This is a genomic window from Micromonospora fulviviridis (assembly GCF_014648395.1).
GTDB classification, from domain to species: domain Bacteria; phylum Actinomycetota; class Actinomycetes; order Mycobacteriales; family Micromonosporaceae; genus Micromonospora; species Micromonospora fulviviridis.
On the sequence record NZ_BMRA01000007.1, the window covers coordinates 172,568 to 197,893 of the forward strand.

22 protein-coding genes are annotated in these 25,326 nt (G+C 73.7%); 13 read left to right on the forward strand and 9 right to left on the reverse strand.

Features of this window, described 5'->3' with window-relative positions:
- Positions 1–57: 57 nt before the first annotated feature.
- Positions 58–768 carry a siderophore-interacting protein gene (locus IEY96_RS20105; RefSeq protein WP_189196351.1) on the reverse strand — a complete coding sequence of 237 codons (711 nt, stop codon included), beginning with the start codon at positions 766–768 and terminating at the stop codon, positions 58–60.
- A 76-nt stretch (positions 769–844) separates the two neighbouring features.
- Here IEY96_RS20105 and IEY96_RS20110 point away from each other — a divergent pair, with 76 nt between their 5' ends.
- Both IEY96_RS20110 and IEY96_RS20115 read left to right on the forward strand, forming a co-directional pair.
- The gene (locus IEY96_RS20110) at positions 845–2,899 is read left to right on the forward strand and encodes a penicillin acylase family protein (RefSeq protein ID WP_189196352.1); all 2,055 of its coding nucleotides are present in this window, start codon (positions 845–847) and stop codon (positions 2,897–2,899) included.
- Complete coding sequence (locus tag IEY96_RS20115) at positions 2,896–3,450, forward strand: GNAT family N-acetyltransferase (protein ID WP_189196353.1); 555 nt, start codon at positions 2,896–2,898, stop codon at positions 3,448–3,450. Before IEY96_RS20110 ends, IEY96_RS20115 begins: the two co-directional genes overlap by 4 nt.
- 55 nt (positions 3,451–3,505) lie before the next feature.
- Here IEY96_RS20115 and IEY96_RS20120 read toward each other — a convergent pair whose 3' ends face one another.
- The 4 genes from IEY96_RS20120 to IEY96_RS20135 all read right to left on the reverse strand — a co-directional run bounded on the left by IEY96_RS20120 (position 3,506) and on the right by IEY96_RS20135 (position 7,510).
- Positions 3,506–4,450, reverse strand: a complete 945-nt coding sequence (locus IEY96_RS20120; RefSeq protein ID WP_189196354.1) for an ABC transporter substrate-binding protein — start codon at positions 4,448–4,450, stop codon at positions 3,506–3,508.
- A gap of 38 nt (positions 4,451–4,488) precedes the next feature.
- A complete protein-coding gene (locus IEY96_RS20125; protein ID WP_373293610.1) occupies positions 4,489–5,331 on the reverse strand; it encodes an ABC transporter ATP-binding protein in 843 nt (280 codons plus the stop codon).
- Complete coding sequence (locus tag IEY96_RS20130) at positions 5,328–6,362, reverse strand: FecCD family ABC transporter permease (RefSeq protein ID WP_189196355.1); 1,035 nt, start codon at positions 6,360–6,362, stop codon at positions 5,328–5,330. Before IEY96_RS20130 ends, IEY96_RS20125 begins: the two co-directional genes overlap by 4 nt.
- A gap of 101 nt (positions 6,363–6,463) precedes the next feature.
- Positions 6,464–7,510: a FecCD family ABC transporter permease gene (locus tag IEY96_RS20135; protein WP_189196356.1), complete on the reverse strand. Its 1,047-nt coding sequence runs from the start codon at positions 7,508–7,510 to the stop codon at positions 6,464–6,466.
- Between the two features lie 123 nt (positions 7,511–7,633).
- On the opposite strand from IEY96_RS20135, the gene IEY96_RS20140 reads away from it, so the two are divergent.
- Together IEY96_RS20140 and IEY96_RS20145 are read left to right on the forward strand one after the other, a co-directional pair.
- Positions 7,634–8,557, forward strand: coding sequence for a MerR family transcriptional regulator (locus tag IEY96_RS20140; RefSeq protein ID WP_189196357.1), 924 nt, complete (start codon positions 7,634–7,636; stop codon positions 8,555–8,557).
- Between the two features lie 18 nt (positions 8,558–8,575).
- Positions 8,576–8,935, forward strand: a complete 360-nt coding sequence (locus IEY96_RS20145) for a YciI family protein (RefSeq protein ID WP_189196358.1) — start codon at positions 8,576–8,578, stop codon at positions 8,933–8,935.
- Positions 8,936–8,948: 13 nt separating this feature from the next.
- On the opposite strand, the gene IEY96_RS20150 is transcribed toward IEY96_RS20145, so the two are convergent.
- Together IEY96_RS20150 and IEY96_RS20155 are read right to left on the reverse strand one after the other, a co-directional pair.
- The gene (locus tag IEY96_RS20150) at positions 8,949–9,779 is read right to left on the reverse strand and encodes a phytanoyl-CoA dioxygenase family protein (protein WP_189196359.1); all 831 of its coding nucleotides are present in this window, start codon (positions 9,777–9,779) and stop codon (positions 8,949–8,951) included.
- 86 nt (positions 9,780–9,865) lie between these two features.
- Complete coding sequence (locus IEY96_RS20155; RefSeq protein ID WP_229791728.1) at positions 9,866–10,336, reverse strand: cytidine deaminase family protein; 471 nt, start codon at positions 10,334–10,336, stop codon at positions 9,866–9,868.
- A gap of 167 nt (positions 10,337–10,503) precedes the next feature.
- Between IEY96_RS20155 and hrpA the strand changes: the two genes are divergently transcribed.
- Positions 10,504–14,499 (forward strand): ATP-dependent RNA helicase HrpA, encoded by a 3,996-nt coding sequence (hrpA, locus tag IEY96_RS20160; RefSeq protein ID WP_189196361.1) that lies wholly within the window; start codon positions 10,504–10,506, stop codon positions 14,497–14,499.
- A 57-nt stretch (positions 14,500–14,556) separates the two neighbouring features.
- Here hrpA and IEY96_RS20165 read toward each other — a convergent pair whose 3' ends face one another.
- Both IEY96_RS20165 and IEY96_RS20170 read right to left on the reverse strand, forming a co-directional pair.
- Positions 14,557–15,939: a VCBS repeat-containing protein gene (locus tag IEY96_RS20165; protein WP_189196362.1), complete on the reverse strand. Its 1,383-nt coding sequence runs from the start codon at positions 15,937–15,939 to the stop codon at positions 14,557–14,559.
- Positions 15,940–16,091: 152 nt separating this feature from the next.
- Positions 16,092–17,027 (reverse strand): LysR family transcriptional regulator, encoded by a 936-nt coding sequence (locus IEY96_RS20170; RefSeq protein ID WP_189196542.1) that lies wholly within the window; start codon positions 17,025–17,027, stop codon positions 16,092–16,094.
- Between the two features lie 29 nt (positions 17,028–17,056).
- Here IEY96_RS20170 and IEY96_RS20175 point away from each other — a divergent pair, with 29 nt between their 5' ends.
- The 8 genes from IEY96_RS20175 (at position 17,057) to IEY96_RS20210 (ending at position 25,326) form a co-directional block, all read left to right on the forward strand.
- The gene (locus IEY96_RS20175) at positions 17,057–17,788 is read left to right on the forward strand and encodes a succinate dehydrogenase cytochrome b subunit (RefSeq protein WP_189196363.1); all 732 of its coding nucleotides are present in this window, start codon (positions 17,057–17,059) and stop codon (positions 17,786–17,788) included.
- 1 nt (position 17,789) lies between these two features.
- Positions 17,790–19,724 (forward strand): fumarate reductase/succinate dehydrogenase flavoprotein subunit, encoded by a 1,935-nt coding sequence (locus IEY96_RS20180; RefSeq protein ID WP_189196364.1) that lies wholly within the window; start codon positions 17,790–17,792, stop codon positions 19,722–19,724.
- Positions 19,721–20,482, forward strand: a complete 762-nt coding sequence (locus IEY96_RS20185) for a succinate dehydrogenase/fumarate reductase iron-sulfur subunit (protein ID WP_189196365.1) — start codon at positions 19,721–19,723, stop codon at positions 20,480–20,482. The genes IEY96_RS20180 and IEY96_RS20185 overlap by 4 nt, the downstream gene beginning before the upstream one ends.
- 147 nt (positions 20,483–20,629) lie before the next feature.
- Positions 20,630–21,814: a zinc-dependent alcohol dehydrogenase gene (locus IEY96_RS20190; protein WP_189196366.1), complete on the forward strand. Its 1,185-nt coding sequence runs from the start codon at positions 20,630–20,632 to the stop codon at positions 21,812–21,814.
- Positions 21,811–22,755, forward strand: a complete 945-nt coding sequence (locus tag IEY96_RS20195) for an SDR family NAD(P)-dependent oxidoreductase (protein WP_189196367.1) — start codon at positions 21,811–21,813, stop codon at positions 22,753–22,755. The genes IEY96_RS20190 and IEY96_RS20195 overlap by 4 nt, the downstream gene beginning before the upstream one ends.
- Before the next feature lie 80 nt (positions 22,756–22,835).
- A complete protein-coding gene (locus IEY96_RS20200) occupies positions 22,836–23,981 on the forward strand; it encodes an MBL fold metallo-hydrolase (RefSeq protein ID WP_189196368.1) in 1,146 nt (381 codons plus the stop codon).
- Between the two features lie 59 nt (positions 23,982–24,040).
- The gene (locus IEY96_RS20205) at positions 24,041–24,685 is read left to right on the forward strand and encodes a sugar transferase (protein ID WP_308429937.1); all 645 of its coding nucleotides are present in this window, start codon (positions 24,041–24,043) and stop codon (positions 24,683–24,685) included.
- A complete protein-coding gene (locus tag IEY96_RS20210) occupies positions 24,682–25,326 on the forward strand; it encodes a NeuD/PglB/VioB family sugar acetyltransferase (protein ID WP_189196369.1) in 645 nt (214 codons plus the stop codon). The genes IEY96_RS20205 and IEY96_RS20210 overlap by 4 nt, the downstream gene beginning before the upstream one ends.

The window sequence follows — 25,326 nt, forward strand, 5'->3', positions numbered from 1 at the left end:
CGGTCCGGAAATGATCGCGGAAGTTAGGTTACCCTAACCTAACTTCCGGTCAAGGTGTCACCGGACGCTCCAGTAGCCGAGCGAGGTCACCTGGTGCCGCCCCACGCCGAGGGTGCGGCGCAGGTGCCGGGTGATGTCCCGGGTGCTGGCCGCCTCGGCGGCCACCCAGTAGTGCGCGTCTCCGGTGGCCGGCAGCGCGTCCCGGACGGTATTCACCAGCCCCGCGCCGTCCGCGCCGCGCGGGATCCAGGTGACCTCGTGATGGTCCCGGGCGCGCGGCGTCAGGGCCCGCTCGCCGCCGTGGGCGTACTCCAGCCAGACCGTGGCGGGCACCTCGGCGGCCGCGTCGAGCAAGCTGTTCACCGCCGGCAGCGAGGCGGCGTCGCCGACCAGGTAGAGGTGGTGCGGCGCGGGCTCGGGCAGGGCGAAGGCGCTGCCCTGCACGGTGGCCTCGATGGTGTCGCCGACCGCCGCGGTCTCCGCCCAGCGGGCCGCGCACCCGTCGTGCAGGGCGAACTCGAGATGGAAGCGGCCGGTGGCCGGATCCGGGTCGACCAGGGTGTACGCCCGCTGGTGCGGCCTGCCGTCGTTGTCGAACCAGAGCCGGATCCACATGGTGGGGTGCACACCGCAGGCGTCCAACAGGCCGCCGCCGTCCATCAGCAGCCGCCGGTACCGGTCGCCGACCGGCTCGGTGCCGAGCACGGTGAGCCGGAAGTTCCGCCCACCCATGGCCCGCAGCACCAGTGCTTCCCAGTTCCGCTTCACGTGGCCCTCCAGTAAGGTCTGCCTAAGTTAGGGAAGGGTAGCCTAAGTTGATGTTCACGACAGGGCCGGCCGGCCGGTGAGCGGCATCCGTCGCGACGCCTGGGGCGTACCGCAGCTGTGGGGCGACACAGTCGAGGAGCTGGCCCGGCTCCAGGGCCGGGCCGCAGCGCTGGACCGGGCCTGGCAGATCGAGGTCGAGCGGTGGCGTGCCGAGGGCCGCCTCGCCGCCCGCCTCGGCCCCGCCGAGCTGGGCTGGGACCGGTTCGCGCGGCGGGCCCGCCTCGCCGACACCGCGGCCCGCTGCTTCCGACGCCTCTCCCCCGCCACCCGCCGCTGGCTCACCGCGTACGTCGACGGGGTGAACGCCGGGCTCGCCGAGGGCGCGGCCGGCGCGCCCGAGTTCGCGGCGACCGGCTGCGCCCCCGGCCGGTGGCGGCCCTGGTCCTCGCTCGGCGTCTTCCTGGTCCAGCACATCCTCTTCGGCACCTTCCCCAACAAGCTCTGGCGGGCGCACGTCGAGGCCACCCTCGGCCCGGCGGCGACCGGCCTGTTCGCGGTCGAGGGACCGGGCGGGTCGGGCAGCAACGCCTGGGTGGTGCCCGGTGACCCGGCCGCCGGCCGGGGGCCGGTGCTGGCCGGCGACCCGCACCGGGTGCTCGAACTGCCCGGCGTCTACCAGCAGGTCCGGCTGGCCTGCCCGGAGTTCGACGTGCTCGGGTTCGCCTTCCCCGGGGTGCCGGGGCTGCCGCACTTCGGCCACGCCGGCGAGGTGGCCTGGGCGGTCACCAACGCGATGGCCGACTACCAGGACGTCTACCGCGAGCAGCTGCGCCGCGAGGGCGGTCGGGTGCTGGTCCGGGACGCCGACGGCTGGCTGCCGGCGCGCCACCACGTCGAGCGGATCCGGGTCCGGGGCGCCGCCCCGGAGCCGGTCGAGGTGATCGAGACCCCGCGCGGCCCGGTCATCGACCAGGACCGGCACACCGGTGAGGCGCTCAGCCTCCGGGTCCCGGCCCGGGTCGAGGCGGACCTCGGCTTCGACGCGCTGCTGCCGCTGCTGCGAGCCCGGACCGTGGACGACGTCACCGAGGCGCTGCGCGGCTGGGTCGAGCCGGTCAACAGCGTGCTGGTGGCCGACCGGCACGGCGGCGTACGCCAGCTCGTCGCCGGGCTGGTGCCGCTGCGCGACGAGCGCTGCCGGTGGGTGCCGGTGCCCGGCTGGGAGCCGCGCTACCGCTGGTCCGGCCGGTACGCCGAGACCAAGCCGGTCGAGGTGGCCGAGGTCGCGGTCTGCGCCAACGACCGCCGCGACGACGTGGCCGACCTCGGGGTCGACTTCGCGCCCCCGCACCGCGCCGCGCGGATCCGCGACCTGCTCGCCGCGGGCGTCCCGTCCGACGCCGTACACGTCGACACCCGGCTGGCGGCCGGCCCGCTGCGGGCGGTGCTCGACCGGCTGGACCCGGCGACGCTCGACCCGGCCACCCGCGCGCTGCGGCGGCGGCTGTGCGCCTGGGACGGCCGGATGGCCGCCGACAGCACCGACGCCGGCGCCTGGGCGGCGTGGCGCACCGCCCTGGTCCGCCGGCTGCACGACCACCCCCGGCTGCGCCCGCTGCGCGCCCCGGCCCGGTACGACGAGCTGTTCGCGCCGTGGACCGACCCTCTCGCGCGGCTCGGGCACGCCCTCGACGGGTTGGTGAGCGGGGCGGACCGGCTCGGGGTGGACGTCGCCGCGGTCGCCGCGGCGGCGCTCGCCGACGTGGCGGCGGCCGGTCCGGCCCCGGCCTGGGGCGCGCGGCACCGGCTGCACCCCGTGCACCTCGGCGTGGCGCCCGACGTGGACGCCGCCGTGGCAGCGATGCGCGACCGGGTGGCCCTGAGCGGCGACACCGACTGCGTGCTCGCCACCTCCAGCGTGCCCGGGGTCTCCGACGCCTGCTGGCGCGGCCCGGTGGCCCGCTACGTCTGGGACCTCACCGACCGCTCGCGCAGCCGCTGGGTGGTGCCGTTCGGCGCCTCCGGCCGCCCGGGCGACCCGCACTTCGACGACCAACTGCCGCGCTGGGCGGCCGGCGAGCTGATCCCGGTGCCCGCCACGGACCTCACCCGAGAAGGAGACCCGTCATGACGTACCAGGAGAAGCTGCCCGGACTCGGCGAGCTGCGGCTCGTGCCGGTCGACCCGGCGGCGGACGCGGCGCTGCTGCACGGCTGGGTGACCCGGCCGTGGGCCCGGTTCTGGGGCATGGGCGACCACACCGAGGCGGAGGTGCGCGAGGTCTACGCGTTCCTCGACGGCCTGGCCACGCACCACGCCTACCTGATCACCCTGGACGGAACGCCGGTCGGCCTGTTCCAGAGCTACCGGCCCGAGGCCGACCCGGTCGGCGAGCGCTACCCGGTCCACCCCGGCGACGTCGGGATGCACCTGCTGCTCGCGCCGGGCCGGCCGCCCGGCCTCACCTCGGCGGTCGCGCCCGCCCTGGCCCGCTTCCTGTTCACCGACCCCACCCGGCAGCGCATCGTCGTCGAGCCGGACGTCCGCAACGACCGCGCGCTGCGCCGGCTGGAGCGGGAGGGCTTCATCCTCGACGCCGAGATCGACATGCCGGACAAGCGGGCCCGGCTCGCCTTCCTCACCCGCTCCCGGTTCGAGGCCGACCACCCGGTCCCGGCCTGACGACGGCAGCGCCCGCCCGGCACGGGGCCGGGCGGGCGCTGGACGGTGCGGTGGCTCAGGCGGCCAGGTACTTCTCCAGGTCGTCCAGGATCTTGTTGGCGGCGCCGACGCCGATGCCGGTCATCCAGACCTCGTCGGAGACCACGTGCGCCTTGCCCGCCTTGACCGCGGACAGGCCCTGCCAGAGGCTGCCGGCGGTGACCTTCGCCTGCTCGGCGGCGGCCTTCTCGCCGTACGCGGTCACGAAGACGACGTCGCCGTCGACCTCGTTGACCCGCTCGGGGCTGACCAGGTCGAAGCGCTTGTCCTCCTTGCCCGCCAGCAACTGCCGCTCGGGGCGGCCCAGGCCGGTGTCACCGACCACGATGCCGGAGAACGAGTCCGGGCCGTAGACCCGGATGTTGCCCGGGATGAAGCGCACGATGGAGATCTTCCGCGACGAGGCGTCGCCGAGCTTCGCGCCGAAGTCCTTGGCCCGCTTCTCGTACGTGGCCAGCAGGTCCTTTGCCTGCTGCTCCTTGCCGAGGGCCATGCCGTCGAGGAGGAAGTTCTCCTTCCAGGTGATGCCCACCTTCTCGGTGAAGACGGTCGGGGCGATGGCGGACAGCTCGTCGTAGAACTTCTCCTGGCGGAACTTGCTGCCGAGGATCAGGTCCGGCTTGAGCGCGTTGATCGCCTCCAGGTCGGGCTCGGTGAGCACCCCGACCTCCTTGATGCCGGCGAGCTTGTCGGCGCCGAAGTAGGTGGGCCAGCTCTTCGCCTCGCCGGCGGTGGCCGCGCCCACCGGGGTCACGCCCAGCGAGAGCGCGGTGTCGATCTTGTCGGTGTCGAGCACCACCACGCGCTTCGGCTCGGCGGGCACCTTGCTGGTACCCATGGCGTGGGTGATCTCCCGGGTCTCCCCGGCGCTGGTGCCGGAGACGGGATCGCTCTCCCCACAGGCGGTGAGGCCCACGCTGAGGGCGAGGGCCGCGGTGAGAGCGGCGGCGAGACGACGCATCAAAGGTCCTTTCCTGACAGGTACGGGTCGACGCGCGGTCAGGCGTCGCCGACGGAGGCGCCGGCCGGGGCCGGCGTGGCGGCCGGAACGGCCGAGGTCTGGGTGCGGGCGGGCACCACGAGCGGGGCGCCCGTGACCGGGCAGGGCACGACCACGCAGTCGAGCCCGAAGACGTCGCGGACCAGGTCGGCGGTGAGGATCTCGCGCGGCGGGCCGGCGGCGACCACCGCGCCGGCGCGCATGGCGACCAGGTGGTCGGCGTACCGCGCGGCCTGGTTGAGGTCGTGCAGCACGGCGACCACGGTCCGGCCGCGCTCGGCGCGCAGCCGGTGCAGCAGGTCCAGCACCTCCACCTGGTGGGCGAGGTCGAGGAAGGTGGTCGGCTCGTCCAGCAGCAGCGCCTCGGTGTCCTGGGCCAGGGTCATGGCGATCCAGACGCGCTGCCGCTGCCCGCCCGAGAGGGTGTCCACCGGCCGGTCGGCGAGCCCGGCCACGTCGGCCATGGCCAGGGCCTCCTCGACGGCCCGGCCGTCCTCCGTGGACCACTGCCGCCACCAGCGCTGGTAGGGCTGCCGGCCCCGGCCGACCAGGTCGGCCACGGTGATCCCCTCGGGCACCAGCGGGCTCTGCGGCAGCACGCCGAGCCGCCGGGCCACCTCGCGGGTGGGCAGGTCGCGGATCGCCGTGCCGTCGAGCAGCACCGCGCCGCGGCGCGGGGTGAGCAGCCGGGCCATGGTGCGCAGCAGGGTGGACTTGCCGCAGGCGTTCGGCCCGACGATCACCGTGAACGCGTCGGCGGGCAGGTCGAGGTCCAGCCCGTCCAGCACGGTCCGGGCCTCGTATCCGGCGACCAGGTCGCGGGTGGACAGCATCGCGGTCACGACCGCCTCCCTCGGGTCCGCAGCAACAGGAAGATCAGGTAGGGGCCGCCGATCGCCGCGGTGAGCACGCCGGCCGGGAGCTGGGTGGGCGCGAACAGCCGGCGGCCGGCCAGGTCGGCGAGCACCAGCAGCAGCGCCCCGAGCAGGGCCGAGCAGAGCAGCGGCGGCCGCTCCGCGCGGACCAGCCGCCGGGCCACCTGCGGGGCGACCAGCGCCACGAAGTCCACCGCGCCGACCTGGGCGGTCACCGTGGCGGCGGCCAGCACGCCGGTGGCGGCCAGGCCGACCCGCCGGGCCACCGGGCGCAGCCCGATCCCCCGGGCGGTGTCGTCGTCCAGCGCGGTGCTGCGCAGCGCCCAGCCGGCCCAGAGCAGCACGGGCAGCAGCACGGCGAGGGTGCCGGCGATCCAGGCCGCCTCGGCCCAGCCCTTGCCGGCCAGGGTGCCGATCAGCCAGAGCTGGGCGCGCAGCCCGTCGATCGGGTCGGCGGCCAGCATGACCACCTCGGTCAGCGCCCGGAGCGCGAACGCCACCGCCACGCCGGCCAGCACGAAGCGCTGCGCGGCCAGGCCGTGCCGCGCCCCGAGAGCGAAGACCAGGAGCGCCGCCACCAGGCCGCCGACCAGCGCGGCCGGCGCCACCAGCACCGCCGCGGCACCGCTGGTCAGGGCCACCGTGGCGGCCAGGCCGGCGCCCTGGGTGACGCCGATGACGTCGGGGCTGGCGAGGGGGTTGCGGGCCACGCTCTGGATCAGGGTGCCGGCCACCCCGAAGGCCGCCCCGGCCAGCGCCGCGAGCACCGCGCGCGGCAGCCGCAGGTCGCGCACCACGAGGTCGTACGGGGTGCCGGCGCCGGAGAGCGACCGCAGCACGTCACCCGGCGCCACGTACGGCGTCCCGAGCGAAAGACTGATCACCACGGCACCGGCGAGCAGCACGAACAGCACACCCGCGACCACGACCGGCCGCCGGCGCACCGGCACGCTGAGCGGGCCGACCCGCACGAGCGACCGCCCCGCCAGGGCACGCATGGCCCCTCCCCCGCGGCGATCTTGCAGTCTGGGCCCGCCAGGTGCGGCATCTGCCCTGCTTGCCGGGGCGGCAACTGCAAGATCGCGAGGGCTCGGGGCGGTCACGCCGTCACGACCTTGGCGCGGCGGACCAGGAGGGCGAGCAGGGGGGCGCCCACCAGCGCCGTGATGATGCCGGCCGGGATCTCGCCGGGTGGGGCGACGAGCCGGCCCACGACGTCGGCGCCGAGCACCAGGGCGGGGCCGAGCAGCGCGGCGACCAGCAGGGTCCAGCGGTGATCGGCGCCGACCAGGGCCCGGGCCAGGTGCGGCACGGCCAGCCCGACGAAGGCGATCGGCCCGGCGGCGGCCACGGCGGCGCCGGTGAGCAGCACCCCGCCCACGCCCGCGGCGAGGCGGACCAGGGCGATCCGGTGGCCGAGGCCCCGCGCGACGTCGTCGCCGAGGGCGAGCGCGTCCAGGCCGCGGGCGGCCAGCGCCGCGAGAGCGGTGCCGGCGAGCACGAACGGGAGCACCTGCCCGGCGACGCCGACGTCCCGGCCGGTGAGGCCGCCGACCACCCAGAACCGGTACTCCTCGAAGGTGCGGGCGTCGATGCTGAGCAGCGCGTACACGACGGCGCCGAGACCCGCGTCGAGGGCCGCGCCGACCAGCGCGAGGGTGACCGGGCTGGCGCCGTCGCGGGTGCGGTTGGCCACGGCGAAGACCAGCAGCCCGGCGAGCAGCGCGCCGGCGATGCCGAACCAGACGTACCCGGTGAGCGTGCTCACGCCGAAGACGGCGATGGCCAGCACCACGCCGAAGGACGCGCCGGCGCTGACCCCGAGGATGCGCGGCTCGGCGAGCGGGTTGCGGGTGACGGCCTGGAAGAGCACCCCGGCCAGGGCCAGCGCGAGCCCGACGACCAGCCCCAGGGCGGTACGCGGCAGCCGCAGCTCGCGGACCACGGTCGTGGCCTCGCCGCCGTCCGGGGCGACCAGCGCGTGCCACACCTGGTCGACCGGGAGGTGTCGGCTGCCGAGCGCCAGGCTGGCCAGCAGCGCGACGACGAGCAGGAGCGCCGCCGCCAGAGTGACCGCGAGGCGCCGGGGCACGCCACGGCGGGTGGGGGCGTCGGCCGCGGCGGGCCGGACGGCGACGGTGGTCACGGGGGTGTTCGCCTCTCGGATTAGGTACGCCTTACCTTAACCGAGCTGGTTAGGCTCGCCTAACTCGGCGTCGTCGATGCGCGGCTTGCGCCTCCACCGGGGGGAGGCGGCAGGGTGGGCGGCATGGACGTGCGCTACTCGATCGGTGACCTGGCCCGGCGGACCGGGCTGCCCGTGAAGACCATCCGATTCTGGTCCGACCGCGGGATCGTCCCGCCGACCGACCGCGGCCCGACCGGGCACCGCCGCTACGGCGACGACGCCCTGGCCCGCCTGGAGCTGGTGCGGACGCTGCGCGAGCTGGGCGTCGACCTGCCCACGGTGCGCCGGGTGGTAGAGCGGGAGGTCGCCCTGCCCGAGGTCGCCGCGGCGCACGCCGACGCCCTGGCCACCCAGATCCGGGTGCTGCGGCTGCGCCGCGCGGTGTTGACCGTGATCGCGCGGCGCGGGTCCGACGCCGCCCGGGCCGAACTCCTGCACCGGCTGGCCGGGCTCGCCGAGGCGGAGCGGCGGCGGCTGGTCGACGAGTTGCTCGACGCCGCCTTCGCGGGGCTGACCGAGGCGGGCTTCGCGGGGATCCGCCGCTCGCTCACCCCCGAACTGCCCGACGACCCCGCCGACGAGCAGGTCGAGGCGTGGGTGGAGCTGGCCGAGCTGGCCCTGGACCCGGGCTTCCGGGCCCACCTGCGCCGGCTGGCGGAGCAGCACGCGGCCGACCGGGCCGGCGCGCCCGGCGTCCGCCGGGACGCCGTCGCGGTGGTCCGGGCGGAGGTCGCCCCGGCGCTGGCCGCCGGCGTCGACCCGGCCTCTCCCCGCGCCGACCCGGTCGTCGCCGCGGCCACGAGCCGGTACGCGGGGCTCTGCGGCCGTCCCGACGACGCCGACCTGCGCCGGCGGCTGCTGGACCGGCTGGAGTCCGCCAACGACCCGCGGCGGGAGCGGTACCTGCGCCTGCTCTCCGTGGTCAACGGCTGGCCGCCGGTGGAGAGCCTGACGCCCGTGCTCGACTGGTCGATCCGCGCGCTGCGGGCCCGGGCCACCGGCTGACGCCCCTACCCTGGGGGCATGCGATTCGACCAGCACACGGTGGTGCTCCTGGTCCGCCCGGACGGCGCGCCCGACCTGCCCCAGGACGCCCTCGACCGGCTCCAGGACGCGCACCTGGCGCACCAGGCCGGGCTGGTGGAGCAGGGCGCCGTCCTCGCCGCCGGCCCGTTCCTCGGCGGCGACGACGAGCGGATCCGCGGCATAGCCGTGCTCTCGGTGGACCCGCAGATGGCCCGCGAGCTCTACGCCAACGACCCCGCCGTCCGCGCCGGGCGGCTGGAGGCGCAGGTGCTGAGCTGGATGGTGCCGGAGGGCAACGTCCGGTTCGAGCAGGTGCCGGTGCCCCGCTCGATGCTCGAGGCCGCCACCGGCGACTGACCGCCGGCCGCCCTCACTCCGCGCCCATCACCAGCCCCTCGATGGTGTGCTTCTGGCGGATGGGCTCGAGAGTGTCGACCACGGGGCAGCGCAGGTGCGCCCGGACGAGGTCCGGGAGGGCGGCCCAGTAGTCCCGGGTGACCGCCATGTCGTGGTGGGCGGCGTTGCCCGCGCCCGGCGCGTCCACGCCGAGCACCAGCACGGGCCGGGCCAGCCGGCTGACGTTCGGGGTGCCCCGGTGGATGGTGAGCGCGGAACGCGCCGAGAGGTCGCCGCGCCGCGGGTACTTGCGGACCGCGCGGGCCTCGTAGCGGGGGTAGCGGTCCTTCGCCGGGAACATCTCGTGGTCGAAGTCGCGGCCGTCGTCCCACTGGGTGCCCGGGGCGATCTCGAACGGTCCCATCTCCTCCACGGTGTCGACGGTGGTCAGGTTGAACGCCAGCGAGGTGAGCCGGCGCCGCACCCGGGTCTCCTCGGGCATCGGGAAGTCCCGGTGCCACGGCTGCGTCTTCGCGCCGGGGAACGGGATGTCGAAGCCCAGCTCGACGATCTCGTAGTCGGGGCCGAGCACGGCCCGGCACACCGACACCACCCACGGGTGGGTGACCAGGTCGACGAAGCCGCGCAACTGCTCGGGGTGGATTTCGACGTACCACCGCTCGGGGCCGCGGCCGACGGCGCCGTCGGGCCGGGACCGGGCCTCCCGGAACGCGGCGTGGATGTCCTCGTCGACCCGCTCGACCCAGTCGACCGGGAAGGCGCCACGGCACGCGGTGATGCCGTCGCGGTAGAGGTCGCCGAGGGCCTCGACGGGGGTCTCTTCCTCAAGCACGTTCGATGTCATCGGGCCTCCTCGTCCGGCGGACGACCCGAGTATTACAACGTTGGAAAAGGCTCGCAAGACCTCCCGGAGGCTCCCTGCGCGGGTCCTCAGTCCTCGGCGGCCTGGCGGCTGCCCGGCACCACCGGCATGGGCCACACCCCGGTGCGTGGCGGCCCGGCCGGGACCTCCACCTGGTGGTCCGACCAGACGTACGTCTCGGGCAGCAGGTCGGCCACCGGGACGGCGCGCAGCGCCTCCGGCGGGCCGACGATCACCCGGATCGACGGGAAGTAGTCGAGGAGCACCTGCCGGCACCGGCCGCAGGGCGGGATGACGCCCCGCCCCCGGTCCCCCACCGCGACGATGGTCTCCAGCTCGCCGGCGCCCTGGGTCGCGGCGGCGCCGATGGCCACCACCTCGGCGCACGGGCCGCCGGTGAAGTGGTAGACGTTCACGCCGGTGAAGACCCGGCCGTCGGTGGTCCGTGCGGCCGCCGCGACCGTGTGGTTGTCACTGCGGCAGCGCAGCTTGGCGACGGCCATCGCGGCCTGCACCAGCGCCCGGTCGGTGTCGCGCATGATCATCCGTCCCGTCGTCGACCTCGCCTCGGCGGAAACTCTAGCCCGGCCACCCGCCCCGACCAGGGAGGGCGCGCGGAAGGTGGCCGCGGCCACCACGGCCGGGCGGCGGCCGCCCGGTAACCCGGGGGCGCTGCGCCGCGCGGCTGCCTATCCTTGGCGACGACATGCAGAATCCAGCCGCACCCGCCGTACCCGAGACCGCCCGCGACCTGCACCGCCGCCTCTCCGCGCTGATGTTCCGCGACCAGCGCCGGCTCCAGCGCCGGCTGGACGGGGTACGGAAGCTGCGCGACCCGCAGCGACGGGACTCGGCGCTGGCCGAGATCGCGGCCGACGTGGCCCGGGCCGAGGCCCGGCTGGCCGCCCGGCGGGCCGCCGTGCCGACCGTCGCCTATCCGGCGCAGCTGCCGGTCAGCGAGCGCAAGGACGACATCGCCGCCGCCATCCGCGACCACCAGGTCGTGATCGTGGCCGGCGAGACCGGGTCCGGCAAGACCACCCAGCTGCCCAAGATCTGCCTGGAGCTGGGCCGCGGCGTCACGGGGCTCATCGGCCACACCCAGCCCCGCCGGCTCGCCGCGCGGACGGTGGCGGACCGGATCGCCGAGGAGCTCGGCACCGAGCTGGGCGACGTGGTCGGCTACAAGGTGCGCTTCACCGACCAGGTCGGCGACAACAGCCTGGTCAAGCTGATGACCGACGGCATCCTGCTGGCCGAGCTGCAGACCGACCGGATGCTGCGCCAGTACGACACGCTGATCATCGACGAGGCGCACGAGCGCAGCCTCAACATCGACTTCATCCTCGGCTACCTCCGGCAGCTGCTGCCCCGCCGGCCCGACCTCAAGGTGATCATCACCTCGGCGACCATCGAGACCGACCGGTTCGCGAAGCACTTCGCCGACGCCGAGGGCAAGCCCGCGCCCGTCGTCGAGGTGTCCGGCCGGACCTACCCCGTGGAGGTCCGCTACCGGCCGCTGGTCGAGGTCACCGAGGCCGAGGAGGAGGACGAGGCCGACGAGGAGAACGTCCGGGACCAGATCCAGGCGATCGGCGACGCGGTCGAGGAACTGGCCGCCGAGGGACCCGGCGACATCCTGGTCTTCCTCAGCGGCGAGCGGGAGATCCGGGACACCGCCGACGCGCTCGGCAAGCTGGTGCAGAAGAAGCGCTCGCTGCTCGGCACCGAGATCCTCCCGCTCTACGCCCGGCTCTCCACGGCCGAGCAGCACCGGGTGTTCGCCCCGCACGCCGGGCGCCGGGTGGTGCTCGCCACCAACGTCGCGGAGACCTCGCTGACCGTCCCCGGCATCAAGTACGTGGTGGACCCGGGCACGGCCCGGATCTCCCGCTACTCCAGCCGGCTCAAGGTGCAGCGCCTGCCCATCGAGCCGGTGTCGCAGGCGAGCGCCAACCAGCGCAAGGGCCGCTGCGGGCGTACCTCGGACGGCATCTGCATCCGCCTCTACGACGAGCAGGACTTCGCCTCCCGGCCCGAGTTCACCGACCCGGAGATCCTGCGCACCAACCTGGCCTCGGTCATCCTCCAGATGACCTCGATCGGCCTGGGCGACATCGGCGCGTTCCCGTTCATCGACCCGCCGGACCGGCGCAACGTCACCGACGGCGTGAACCTGCTGCACGAGCTGGGCGCGCTGAACCCGGCCGAGACCGACCCGGCGAAGCGGCTCACTCCGCTCGGCCGGCGGCTGGCCCAGCTCCCGGTCGACCCGCGGCTGGCCCGGATGGTCCTGGAGGGCGAGCGCAACGGCTGCGCCACCGAGGTGATCGTGATCGCCGCCGCGCTCTCCATCCAGGACCCGCGCGAGCGGCCCGCCGACAAGCAGGCCCAGGCGGACCAGGCGCACGCCCGGTTCGCCGACAAGGAGTCGGACTTCGTCGCGTACCTGAACCTGTGGCGCTACCTGCGCGAGCAGCAGCGGGAGCTGTCCTCCAGCGCGTTCCGCCGGATGTGCAAGGCCGAGTACCTGAACTACCTACGGGTACGCGAGTGGCAGGACATCGTCAGCCAGCTCCGCCAGGTGCTGCGTACCTCGGACAAGGGTGACGGCCGGCGCGGCGCCGGCGCGGACCTGCCCGAGGAGATCGACACCCCGAAGGTGCACCAGTCCCTGCTGCCCGGCCTGCTCTCCCACCTCGGGCTCAAGGACGCGCAGAAGCACGAGTACCTGGGCGCGCGCGGGGCGAAGTTCGCGATCTTCCCGGGCTCGGCGCTGTTCCGGAAGCCGCCGCGCTGGGTGATGGCCGCCGAGCTGGTGGAGACCTCCCGGCTCTGGGGCCGGGTGGCCGGCCGGGTCGAGCCGGAATGGGTCGAGCCGCTCGCCCAGCACCTGGTGAAGCGCAGCTACAGCGAGCCGCACTGGGAGAAGAAGCAGGCCGCCGTGATGGCCTATGAGAAGGTCACCCTCTACGGCATCCCGATCGTCACCTCCCGCAAGGTCAATTTCGGCCGGATCGACCCGGCGCTGAGCCGCGAGCTGTTCATCCGGCACGCGCTCGTGGAGGGCGACTGGCAGACCCACCACCAGTTCTGGACGGACAACCAGCGGCTGCTGGCCGAGGTGGAGGAGCTGGAGAACCGGGCCCGGCGGCGGGACATCCTGGTCGACGACGAGACCATCTTCCACTTCTACGACCAGCGGATCCCCGCCGACGTGGTCTCCGGCCGGCACTTCGACACGTGGTGGAAGAAGACCCGCCGGGAGCGGCCGGACCTGCTCACCTTCACCCGGGAGCTGCTGATCAACTCCGGTCGCGGCGGGGTGGACGAGACCGACTACCCGGACGAGTGGCGCGCCGACGGGGTCGCCCTGCCGCTCACCTACACCTTCGACCCGGGCACCCCGACCGACGGCGTCACGGTGGACATCCCGCTGCCGCTGCTCAACCAGGTGCCGGCGGAGAGCTTCGACTGGCAGGTGCCCGGCCTGCGCGAGGAACTGGTGATCGCGCTGATCCGGTCGCTGCCCAAGGCGATCCGGCGCAACTTCGTGCCGGTGCCCGACTACGCCCGGGCGGCGCTCGCGCAGATGCCGGCCGGCGAGGAGCCGCTGCTCGACGCGCTCACCCGGCAGCTGCGCCGGATGACCGGGGTGACCGTGCCGCCGGACGCCTGGGACGTGGGCAAGCTCCCGCCGCACCTGCGGGTCACCTTCCGGGTGCTCGGCGAGGACGACAAGCCCGTCGCCGAGGGCAAGGACCTGCCGACCCTGCAACGCGAGCTGCGCCAGGAGGTGCGCCAGGTCGTCGCCGCCGCCGCGCCGGACGTGGCCCGGACCGGGCTGACCGGGTGGGACATCGGCGCCCTGCCGCGCACCATCGAGCAGGTCCGCGCCGGGTACGCGGTGACCGCGTACCCCGCCCTGGTCGACGAGGGCACGACCGTCGGGGTGAAGGTGTTCGACTCCCCCGCCGAGCAGGAGGCCGCGCACTGGGCCGGCACCCGGCGGCTGCTCCGGCTGACCGTGCCCTCCCCGGCCAAGTTCCTCCAGGGGCGGCTGAGCAACGAGGCCAAGCTGGCGCTGTCCCGCAACCCGCACGGCGGGGTGCCGGCGCTGATCGAGGACGCCGCGGGCGCGGCCATCGACAAGCTCATGGCGGACGCGGGCGGCCCGGCCTGGGACGCCGAGGGCTTCGCGGTGCTGCGCGACCGGGTGCGCGCCGACCTGGTCGACACCGTGGTCGAGGTGATGGGCCGGGTCCGGCAGGTGCTGGCGGCCGCGTACGCGGTGGAGCAGCGGCTCGGCGCCACCCGGAACCTGGCCGTGGTGGCCGCCCTGGCCGACATCCGCAGCCAGCTCGGCGGCCTGGTGCACAAGGGCTTCATCACCGAGGCCGGGTACGCCCGCCTGCCCGACCTGCTGCGCTACCTGACCGCGATCGAGCGCCGGCTGGACCGGCTGCCCGGCAACCCGCAGCGGGACAAGCAGCAGCAGGACCGGATCGCCGTGGTGCAGAAGGAGTACCAGGACCTGCTCGCCGCGCTGCCAGAGGCGTTGCGGCAGTCCACGGCGGCCCGGCAGATCCGCTGGATGATCGAGGAGCTGCGGGTGAACGTGTTCGCCCAGGCGCTCGGCACCCCGTACCCGGTCTCGGAGCAGCGCATCTACCGCGCCATGGACGAGGCCGAGGGCCGCTGACCGGCGTGCCGGCGGGGCCCGGGTGGTGTCCGGGCCCCGCCGTGGGTGTGCTCGTGCTCAGATGCCGTAGATGAACTCCTCGTCGTTGCCGCCGCCGCTGTTGGCGTTGCGCAGGTAGACGGTGTTGTTGCCCGGCCGCCGCACCCCCGGGGTGTCGACACCGTCCTTGTTCCAGTCACCCGGCACCGCCACGTCACCGGACGCGCCGTTACCGAACACGAACTCCTCATCCGTGGAGTTGGTGGCCGTCGAGGTGCCGTTGGTCAGGTACCACGTCGAGTTGCCCGGCCGGAACACCCCGACACTGTCGTAGCCGTTGTTGTTCCAGTCACCGGCCACCGGCTGATCGCCGGACCCACCATGACCGAACATGAACTCGTAATCGGTGGAGTTGGTCGCCGACGAGGTGCCGTTGGTCAGGTACCACGTCGAGTTGCCCGGGCGGAACACCCCGACACTGTCGAAACCGTTGTTGTTCCAGTCACCGGCCACCGGCTGGTCCCCCGACGACCCGCTGCCGAACTTGAACTCGTAATCGGTGTTGTTGGTCTCCGTCGACGTGCCGTTGGTCAGATACCACGTCGACACACCCGGCCGGAACACCCCGACACTGTCGAAACCGTCCTTGTTCCAGTCACCGGCCACCGGAATGTCACCCAACGACCCGCTACCGAACTTGAACACCCGCGTCGCCGCACCACTGTTGACATCCCGCAGATAGAACGTCGACGTCGACGGCCGGTACACCCCCACCGTGTCCACCCCATCGTTGTTCCAGTCCCCCGACACCGGAATGTCCTCGGTGCGGCCGCCCGCCGCATCCCAGAGGGCGTCGACGATGAGCTGCGCGTCGGGCACCATGGGCTGGTACCTGTCGGGGTAGGCGGACACCTGAACCGCCTGGCAGACCTCGCCGATCGGGGCGGTGGCCCAACTGCCGTTCGGGTACTCCCGCTGCATGGCGCTGAGGAAGGCGTTCGTGGCATAGGCCGGGTCGAGCCGCTGAGCCCGCGTCCCCCACCACTCCTGCTGTTGGAACAGGCCGAGGCTGGTGTGGTCCACCTCGGTGCTGACGTTCTGCAGGCGGGACTCGACGAGCACGGTGGCGATCGCGATGACCCCGGCGCGCTGGGCCAGACCGCGCGCCCGCACCGCCTCGACCACCTCTCGCGCGCAGGAGACGCGGTACGCGGTCAGGTTGTTGCGCATGTCCGACGTCAGCTGCGGATTCAACCGGCTGGCCACCGCCGAGTCGGTCGCGGTGGGGCCGGCGGGATCGCAGGCGACCGTCTCGTAGACGGCGGTGACGGGGGCCAACGCCGGTGGCAGGTACGGCTGCTCGGCGCCGTCCGCGGCCCACGCCGGCACACCGTGGGGTACGGCCGTGGTGAGAACGACCGTGGCGCAGAGCAGCGCCATTCTCGACAGGCTGATGTTCATTCGTGGCGGTCCATTCGCAGCATCCTCCAACTACCGCCCTGTCCCAGCGGACGGGCTCGTGCGTCAGAGGCTGCTGCACACCCCTGGACGACAGCTGAAGCGCGGCCGACCGGACCGAACCCGTACCGCAGCGCGTCCTGGACCGGGGCTGGCTAGAGGGGTTCCACCCCGGCGGGGAGCTGGTCGGCGGCGGTGGCGTCGTGGACGTACTCCAGCAGGATGCGGCGCAGCTCGCGGCCGGCGTGGGTGGGCACCACGTCGCGGCGGCGGGCCACCGCGATGGTCCGGCGGACGCCGGGCGGGACGAGCCGGGTGACCCGGATGCCCGCCCGGCGGGCCACCACGATGCCGGGGACCAGGGCGACGCCGAGCCCGGCCTCGACGAAGCTGAGCACCGCGTCCATCTCGCCGCCGTCCACGGAGAGGGTCGGTTCGAAGCCGGCCGCCCGGCACGCCTGGAGGGTGGCGTCGCGCAGGTCGTAGCCCTCGCGGAACATCACGAGGGGCAGGTCGCGCAGGTCGGTGATCCGCACCTCGCCCCGCTCGTCGGCGGCCGGCAGCGGGTCGACCGACGCGACCACCAGGCTCTCCCGCAGGATCGGGTCGGCGCGCAGCCCGGGGTCGGTGCCGGTCGAGGGCTCGATGATCAGCGCCAGGTCGAGGTCGCCGCGGAGCAGGTCGCGGACGAGGTCCTGTGAGCCGCCCTCCTCCACCCGTAGGTCGACGGTGGGGTGGGCGTCGCGGAACCGGCGCAGCACGGGGGGCGCCAGCGAGGTGGCCAGGCTGGGCGTGGCGCCGAGCCGGACCCGGCCCCGGCGCAGCCCGACCAGCTCCTGCACCTCGCGGGTGGCGGTGTCGACGTCGGCGAGGATCCGCTTGGCCAGCGGCAGCAGCACCTCCCCCGCCGCGGTGAGGGCGATGTTGCCCCTTACCCGTTCGAAGAGCGGGGCCCCCAGGTCGGTCTCCAGGGCGTGAATTTGCTTACTCAGGGAGGGCTGGGTGATGCCCACCAGGTCGGCAGCTTGGGTGAAATGTCGTACTTCAGCGACCGCGACGAAGTACCGGAGCTGATGGAGCTGCATCTCTATAGCCTACGGCTATCAAGACTGCGAGTTCGATGCATTGGACGACTGATCAATCTGCTCCTAGCGTCGGTCAGGTGGTAATCACGAAAACTCGGTCGCCCATCCGCTCGAACGTCGGCCTCAAGGCCGTCATGGCGGTGACGGGCATCATCCTCGTGCTGTTCCTGATCGCGCACATGCTCGGCAACCTGAAGATCTTCACGGGCGAGACCTCGTTCGACCACTACGCGCACTGGCTGCGCGAGATCGGGACGCCGCTGCTGCCGTCGACCTGGTACCTGTGGATCCAGCGGACGGTGCTCACCGTGGCCGTGCTGGCGCACATCGTCTCGGCCACCGTGCTGGCGACGCGCGCCCGGGCCGCCCGCCCGGTGCCGTACGCGCACCGCCGGAAGATCCACGTCAACTACGCGGCCCGCACGATGCGCTGGGGTGGTGTGATCATCCTGCTCTTCGTGATCTACCACATCCTGGACCTGACCACGGGTCACCTGAACCCGCAGGGCGACGCGGCCAACCCGTACGGCAACGTGGTCCAGGACTTCGCCGCGGACCGCTGGTACGTCACGCTCTTCTACACCCTGGCGATCGTCACCCTCGGCTTCCACCTGCGGCACGGCGCCTTCAGCGCGTTCCGCAGCCTCGGCCAGCAGACCCCGAAGGGCGAGCGCCGGGCGCGTGCCGCGGCCCTGGTCTTCGCCGTCGCGCTCTGCGCCGGCTACCTGGTGGTTCCGTTCGCCGTACTCACCGGATTGGTGGCCTGACATGGATCTCTTCACCACCGGCGACCCGATCGCCGACACCAAGGCTCCCGACGGCCCCATCGAGACCCGCTGGGAGCGCCACCGCTTCGAGATGAAGCTGGTCAATCCCGCCAACCGGCGGAAGCTGACCGTGATCGTGGTCGGCACCGGCCTGGCCGGCGGCTCCGCCGCGGCGACCCTGGCCGAGCAGGGCTACCGGGTCAAGTCCTACTGCTACCAGGACAGCCCGCGCCGGGCCCACTCGATCGCGGCGCAGGGCGGCATCAACGCCGCCAAGAACTACCGCAACGACGGCGACTCGGTGCACCGGCTCTTCTACGACACCGTCAAGGGCGGCGACTTCCGCTCCCGGGAGTCGAACGTGCACCGGCTGGCCGAGGTCTCGGTCAACATCATCGACCAGTGCGTCGCCCAGGGCGTCCCGTTCGCCCGCGAGTACGGCGGCCTGCTCGACACCCGCTCGTTCGGCGGCGCGCAGGTGCAGCGCACCTTCTACGCCCGGGGCCAGACGGGCCAGCAACTGCTGCTCGGCGCGTACCAGGCCCTGGAGCGGCAGATCGGCCTCGGCAACGTGGAGATGAACTCCCGGCACGAGATGCTCGAGCTGGTCATCGTCGACGGCCGGGCCCGCGGCATCGTGGTCCGCGACCTGGTGACCGGCGAGATCAGCACCGAGATGGCCGACGCGGTCGTGCTCGCCTCCGGCGGCTACGGCAACGTCTTCTACCTCTCCACCAACGCCAAGGGCTGCAACGTCACCGCCTCCTGGCGGGCGCACCGCAAGGGCGCGTACTTCGCGAACCCCTGCTACACGCAGATCCACCCGACCTGCATCCCGGTCTCCGGCGACCACCAGTCGAAGCTGACCCTGATGAGCGAGTCGCTGCGCAACGACGGCCGGGTGTGGGTGCCCAAGGCCAAGGGCGACGACCGCAGCCCGCGGGACATCCCCGAGGACGAGCGGGACTACTACCTGGAGCGGATCTACCCCTCCTTCGGCAACCTGGTCCCCCGGGACATCGCCTCCCGCGCCGCGAAGAACGTCTGCGACGAGGGGCGCGGCGTCGGCCCCGGCGGGCTCGGCGTCTACCTCGACTTCGCCGACGCGATCAACCGGCTCGGCCGCAAGGCCATCGAGGCGAAGTACGGCAACCTCTTCGAGATGTACGAGCGGATCACCGGCGAGGACCCGTACGAGGTCCCCATGCGGATCTACCCCGCCGTGCACTACACGATGGGCGGCCTCTGGGTCGACTACGACCTCCAGTCGACCATCCCGGGCCTGTTCGTGATCGGCGAGGCGAACTTCTCCGACCACGGCGCGAACCGGCTCGGCGCCTCGGCGCTCATGCAGGGCCTGGCCGACGGCTATTTCGTGCTGCCGAACACCATCGCGAACTACCTGGCCGCGGGCCCGCTGGAGAAGGTCGACGCCAGCCACCCCGAGGCCGTCGCGGCGCGGACCGAGGTCGAGGACCGGCTCCAGCGGCTGCTGGCGGTCAACGGCGACCGCACGGTGGACTCGTTCCACCGGGAGCTGGGCCAGATCATGTGGGAGCACTGCGGCATGGAGCGCTCCGAGGCCGGGCTGCGCAAGGCGATCGACGAGATCCGCACCCTGCGCGACGAGTTCTGGCAGCGGGTCCGCGTCCCGGGCGACGGCGAGGGGCTCAACCAGTCGCTGGAGAAGGCCGGCCGCGTGGCCGACTTCTTCGAGCTGGCCGAGCTCATGTGCATCGACGCCCTGCACCGCGAGGAGTCCTGCGGCGGCCACTTCCGGGCCGAGCACCAGACCCCTGACGGCGAGGCGCAGCGCGACGACGACCGGTTCTCCTACGTGGCGGCCTGGGAGTACACCGGCACCGGTCTCCCCGTGCTGCACAAGGAAGACCTGACCTTCGAATACGTCCACCCCACGCAGCGGAGCTACAAGTGAACCTGACCCTGCGCATCTGGCGTCAGAAGGGCCCCGAGGACAAGGGTCAGATGGTGACCTACCAGGTGCAGGACGTGTCCCCGGACATGTCCTTCCTGGAGATGCTCGACGTGCTCAACGAGCGGCTCATCCTCGACGGCGACGAGCCGGTCGCGTTCGACCACGACTGCCGCGAGGGCATCTGCGGCATGTGCAGCCTCATGATCAACGGTGAGGCGCACGGCCCGCAGCGCGGCACCACCGCGTGCCAGCTGCACATGCGGCAGTTCTCCGACGGCGACACGATCGACATCGAGCCGTGGCGGGCCCGGGCCTTCCCGGTGGTCAAGGACCTGGTCGTCGACCGGAACGCCTTCGACAAGATCATCGCCGCCGGTGGGTACATCACCGCGCCGACCGGCAGCGCCCCGGAGGCGCACTCGACCCCGGTGGCCAAGGCCGACGCGGACGCCGCCTTCTCCTCGGCCGCCTGCATCGGCTGCGGCGCCTGCGTGGCGGCCTGCCCGAACGGCTCCGGCATGCTGTTCACCGCCGCCAAGATCACCCAGCTCTCGCTGCTGCCGCAGGGCCAGCCCGAGCGGTACACCCGGGTGATCGGCATGGTGGACGCGCACGACGAGGCCGGCTTCGGCGGCTGCACCAACATCGGCGAGTGCGCGGCGGCCTGCCCGAAGGGCATCCCGCTGAACACCATCGGCCGGCTCAACCGGGACTACCTCAAGGCGACGTCCAAGCGCGCCGGCACCCCGGGCTCCTGAGCCCCGGCCGTCGAGCCACCCCGACCGCCGCACCCCGCACCGGGGGGCGGCGGTCGGCCTTTTCCCGGGTACGCCCCGCAGCCGGTTCAAGCCCTCCCCCGCGGGTAGCAGTCCGATGGACGGCACCGGAGAGGGGGACATCCAGGCATGAAGGCACTGACCTGGCACGGCAAGCGTGACGTCCGCGTGGAGGACGTACCGGACCCCCGGATCGAGGAGCCGACCGATGCGATCATCCGGGTCACCTCGACCGCGATCTGCGGGTCCGACCTGCACCTGTACGAGGTGCTCGGGCCGTACCTGAAGCCCGGTGACGTCCTCGGCCACGAGCCCATGGGTGTCGTCGAGGAGGTCGGCCCCGGGGTGACCCGGCTCAAGCCCGGCGACCGGGTGGTCGTCCCGTTCAACATCTCCTGCGGCTCGTGCTGGATGTGCGACCGCCAGCTCTACGCCCAGTGCGAGACCACCCAGGTGACCAGCCAGGGCAAGGGCGCCGCGCTGTTCGGCTACACCTCGCTCTACGGCTCGGTCCCCGGTGGGCAGGCCGAGTACCTGCGGGTCCCGCAGGCCCAGTTCGGCCCCGTCAAGATCCCGGAGACCGGCCCCGACGAGCGCTGGCTCTACCTCTCCGACATCCTGCCCACCGCCTGGCAGGCCGTGAAGTACGCGGACACCCCGCCCGGCGGCACCCTGGCCGTGTTCGGCCTCGGCCCGGTCGGGCAGTTCAGCGCCCGGATCGGGCGGCACCTCGGCGCCGGCCGGGTGATCGGGCTCGACCTGGTGCCCGAGCGGCTGGAGATGGCCCGCCGGCACGGCATCGAGGTGCTCGACGTCAGCGAACTGGACGACGTGCCAGGCGCGCTGATCGACCTGGTCGACGGGCGCGGCCCGGACGCGGTCATCGACGCGGTCGGCATGGAGGCGCACGGCGCGCCGCTCGGCAAGGTCGCCCAGGCCGCCGCCGGGCTGCTGCCGGACAAGCTGGCGCAGACCATGACCGACAAGGCCGGCGTGGACCGGCTCGTGGTGCTGCACGCCGCGCTCAAGGCGGTCCGGCGCGGCGGCACCGTGTCGGTCTCCGGCGTGTACGGCGGCGAGCAGGACCCGATGCCGCTCATGGAGATGTTCGACCGGGGCGTCCAACTGCGCATGGGGCACTGCCACGTGAAGCGCTGGGTCGACGAGATCATGCCGCTGCTCGCCGGCGGCGACGACCCGCTCGGCGTCGAGGACCTGCGGACCCACCGGCTGCCCCTGGCGCGGGCGCCGCAGGCGTACGAGATGTTCCAGAAGAAGCAGGACGGCTGCGTCAAGGTCGTGCTCGAACCGTGAGCCGGACGGTGGTGATCACCGGCGCGACCAGCGGAATCGGCCGGGCGGCGGCCCGGGAGTTCGCCGGCCGCGGGGACCGCCTGGTCCTCGCGGCCCGCTCCCCCGCCACCCTGGCCGAGGTCCGCGACGAGTGCCGGGCGGCCGGCGCCGAGGTGCTGGTCGTACCGCTGGACGTCACCGCGCCCGGCGCCCTGGCCGCGCTGGCCGACGTGACCGAGGCCGAGTTCGGCGGCATCGACGCCTGGGTGCACACCGCCGCGGTGATGACCTACGGTCGCTTCGACGAGACGCACGCCGAGGTCTTCGACCAGGTGATCCGCACCGACCTGCTGGCCGCGGCCGAGGTGGCCCGGGTGGCGCTGCGCCGCTTCCGGGACGCCTCGGCCGGCACCCTGGTCCTCACCGGCTCGGTCCTCGGGCACATCACCGCGCCCTACATGAGCGGCTACGTGGCGGCCAAGTGGGGCCTCCAGGGGCTCACCCGGGCGTTGCAGCAGGAGGCCCGGGAGACCCCCGGCGTGCGGATCTGCCTGGTCAACCCGGGCAGCGTCGACACGCCGGTCTACCAGCAGGCAGGCAACTACCTGGGCCGGATCGGCCGGCCGCCGCCGCCGGTCACCACCCCGGAGCGGGTGGCCCGGGCCATCGTGGACTGCGTCGACCGACCCCGCCGGGAGGTCTCGGTGGGGCGGCTCAACGTCGTCATGCGGTTCGGCTTCACCGTGCTGCCCGGGGTGTACGACGTGCTCGTGGGGCCGCTCATGCGGCTCGCCGGGCTGACCGACCGGCCGGTGGCGCCGCACCCGGGCATCGTCTTCGCGCCGAACCCGGCCGGCGAGGCGGTCCGGGGCGGCTGGCTGCCCGACGTGTCGCGGGCGGTCCGGTCGGCGGGCGGCGTGACCGCGGCGGCCGGCTCGGCGCTGCTGCGCCGGCTGCGCTGAGCCGTGCGTGCGTCGTCGCCCGCGCGGGGTGGCGGGCGGGTGGCTACCGTGTACTGCGGGACACGGCGGAGGGACGGAACATGCGGGAACCGGACGAGCAGGCACTGGAGCGGGCAGCCGGCGGGCGGCGGTGGCGGATGGCGGGGCTCGCCGCGGTGGCCGGGCTGGCCTGGGCGGCGCGGGACGTGCCCGCCCAGCTCGGCGGCCGGCTCGCCGGGGCCCGGGCGGAACGGGCGGCCCGCTCGCCGCGCTTCCGGGACGGCACCTTCCACAACCCGTCGGGCACCCGCAGCACCATGGTCGCCGACCCGGGCCGCAACCTGGTCAAGGAGCTCATCTTCGGCAAGCAGAAGCGCCGGCCGGACAGCGCCGTGCCGCTGCTGCGCCCGGCCGACCCGGCCCCGGCCGACCCGGCCCGCGAGCTGAGCATCGTCTGGTACGGCCACGCCTCGACGCTGGTCGAGATCGAAGGGCACCGGGTGCTGCTCGACCCGGTCTGGAGCGACCGCTGCTCCCCGTCGGCCCTGGTCGGCCCGCGCCGCATCCACGAGCCGCCGGTCCGCCTCGACGAGCTGCCCCGGCTCGACGCCATCCTGATCTCGCACGACCACTACGACCACCTCGACATGGCGACCGTGCGCGGGCTGCTCGCCCACCAGTCCGCGCCGTTCCTGGTGCCGCTCGGCGTCGGCGCCCACCTGGACCGGTGGGGCGTTCCGGAGGACCGGATCGTCGAGCTGGACTGGTCGGAGAGCCACCGGGTGGGCGGGCTGACGCTCACCGCGACCGCGGCCCAGCACTTCTCCGGGCGGGGCCTGCGCCGCGACGGCACGCTCTGGAGCTCCTGGGTGGTCGCCGGGGCGCAGCGGAAGGTCTTCTACACCGGCGACTCCGGCTACTTCGACGGCTACGCCGAGATCGGCGCGGAGCACGGCCCGTTCGACGTCACGCTCATGCAGATCGGCGCGTACGACCGGGCCTGGCCGAGCATCCACATGTTCCCCGAGGAGGCGGTGGCCGCCCACCTCGACCTGCGCGGCGGGCTGTTCGTCCCGGTGCACTGGGCCACCTTCAACCTCGCCCTGCACGACTGGTCGGAGCCGGTGGACCGGCTCTGGGCCGAGGCGAAGGCCCGGGACGTCCGGCTGGCCGTGCCGCGTCCCGGCGAGCGGGTGGTGGTGGACGAGCCCCCGGCGGTGGACGGCTGGTGGCAGGCCGTCGCCTGACACACGCCGAAAAACCGGACAAGCAGGCATTCGGCGGCACATTTTCGTACGCTTTCCGCGTGAAAGATGCCATGAAGCGCGCCGTCGACCTCACCGTGGCCCTCATCGCCCTGCTGGTGGCGGCACCGGTGCTGGCCGCGGTGGCGGTCGCGGTGCTGCTCACCATGGGCCGGCCCGTGCTGTTCCGACAGGCGCGGATCGGCCGCCACGGCCGCGAGTTCACCATCCTCAAGTTCCGGTCCATGGCGGCCGGCGCCGGCGGCTTCTCCACCGCCGACGACGCGCTGCGGCTGACCCCGCTGGGCCGCTGGCTGCGCGACACCAGCCTGGACGAGTTGCCGAGCCTCTGGAACGTCGTCCGGGGCGACATGAGCCTGGTCGGGCCGCGTCCGCTGCCGACCAGCTACCGCTTCCGCTACACCCCCGAGCAGTTCCGGCGCCACGAGGTCCGGCCCGGCCTCACCGGGCTCGCCCAGGTCAACGGGCGCAACGAGCTCGGCTGGGACGAGAAGTTCGCCTACGACCTCCGGTACGTCGACCACCGTGGCCTCCTGCTCGACCTGCGCATCCTGGCCCGTACGGCGGTGGCCGTGCTGCGGCGGCAGGGAATCAGCGCGCCGGGCAGCGCCACCGCGCCCGAGTTCCGCGGTCGTGCCGCCGCGGAGCAGCCGGTTCCCGCGACCGCCGGCAGTGGTGCCCGGTGAGCCTCGACCTCGTCGTCGTCGGCTGCGGCGGCCACGGCCGGGAGATCGCCCAACTGGTGGCGGCGGTCAACGACGCCGCCGCCCGGCCGCCCTGGCGGCTCGTGGGCTTCGTCGACGACAACCCCTCGGAACGCAACCGCAAGCGGGCCGAGGCGGGCGGGACGCCGTACCTCGGGACGCTCGCGGCGCTCGGCCACCTGTCCCCGCAGACCCACGTCGTGCTCGGCCTGGGCGACCCCCGGGTCCGGCGGACGGTCGGCGCGCGGGTCGACACGCTCGGCCTGCCCGCCGCGAGCCTCGTGCACCCGGACGCCACCGTGGGGCCCGACCTGGTCGCCGCCGAGGGCCTGGTGGTGTTCGCCGGCGGCCGGATCACCACCAACGTCACCGCCGGCCGGCACCTGCACGTGAACCAGAACGCCACCCTCGCGCACGACTGCGTGGTCGGCGACCACGTCTCGCTGCACCCGCTCGCCGCCGTCTCCGGCGACTGCCGCCTGGACGATGCCGCGCTGATCGGCGCGGGGGCCGTGGTCCTGCCCGGGCTGCGCGTCGGTGCCGGCGCGACCGTCGGCGCGGGCGCCTGCGTGGTGCGAGACGTGCCGCCCGGCACCGTGGTCAAGGGCGTGCCGGCCCGCTGA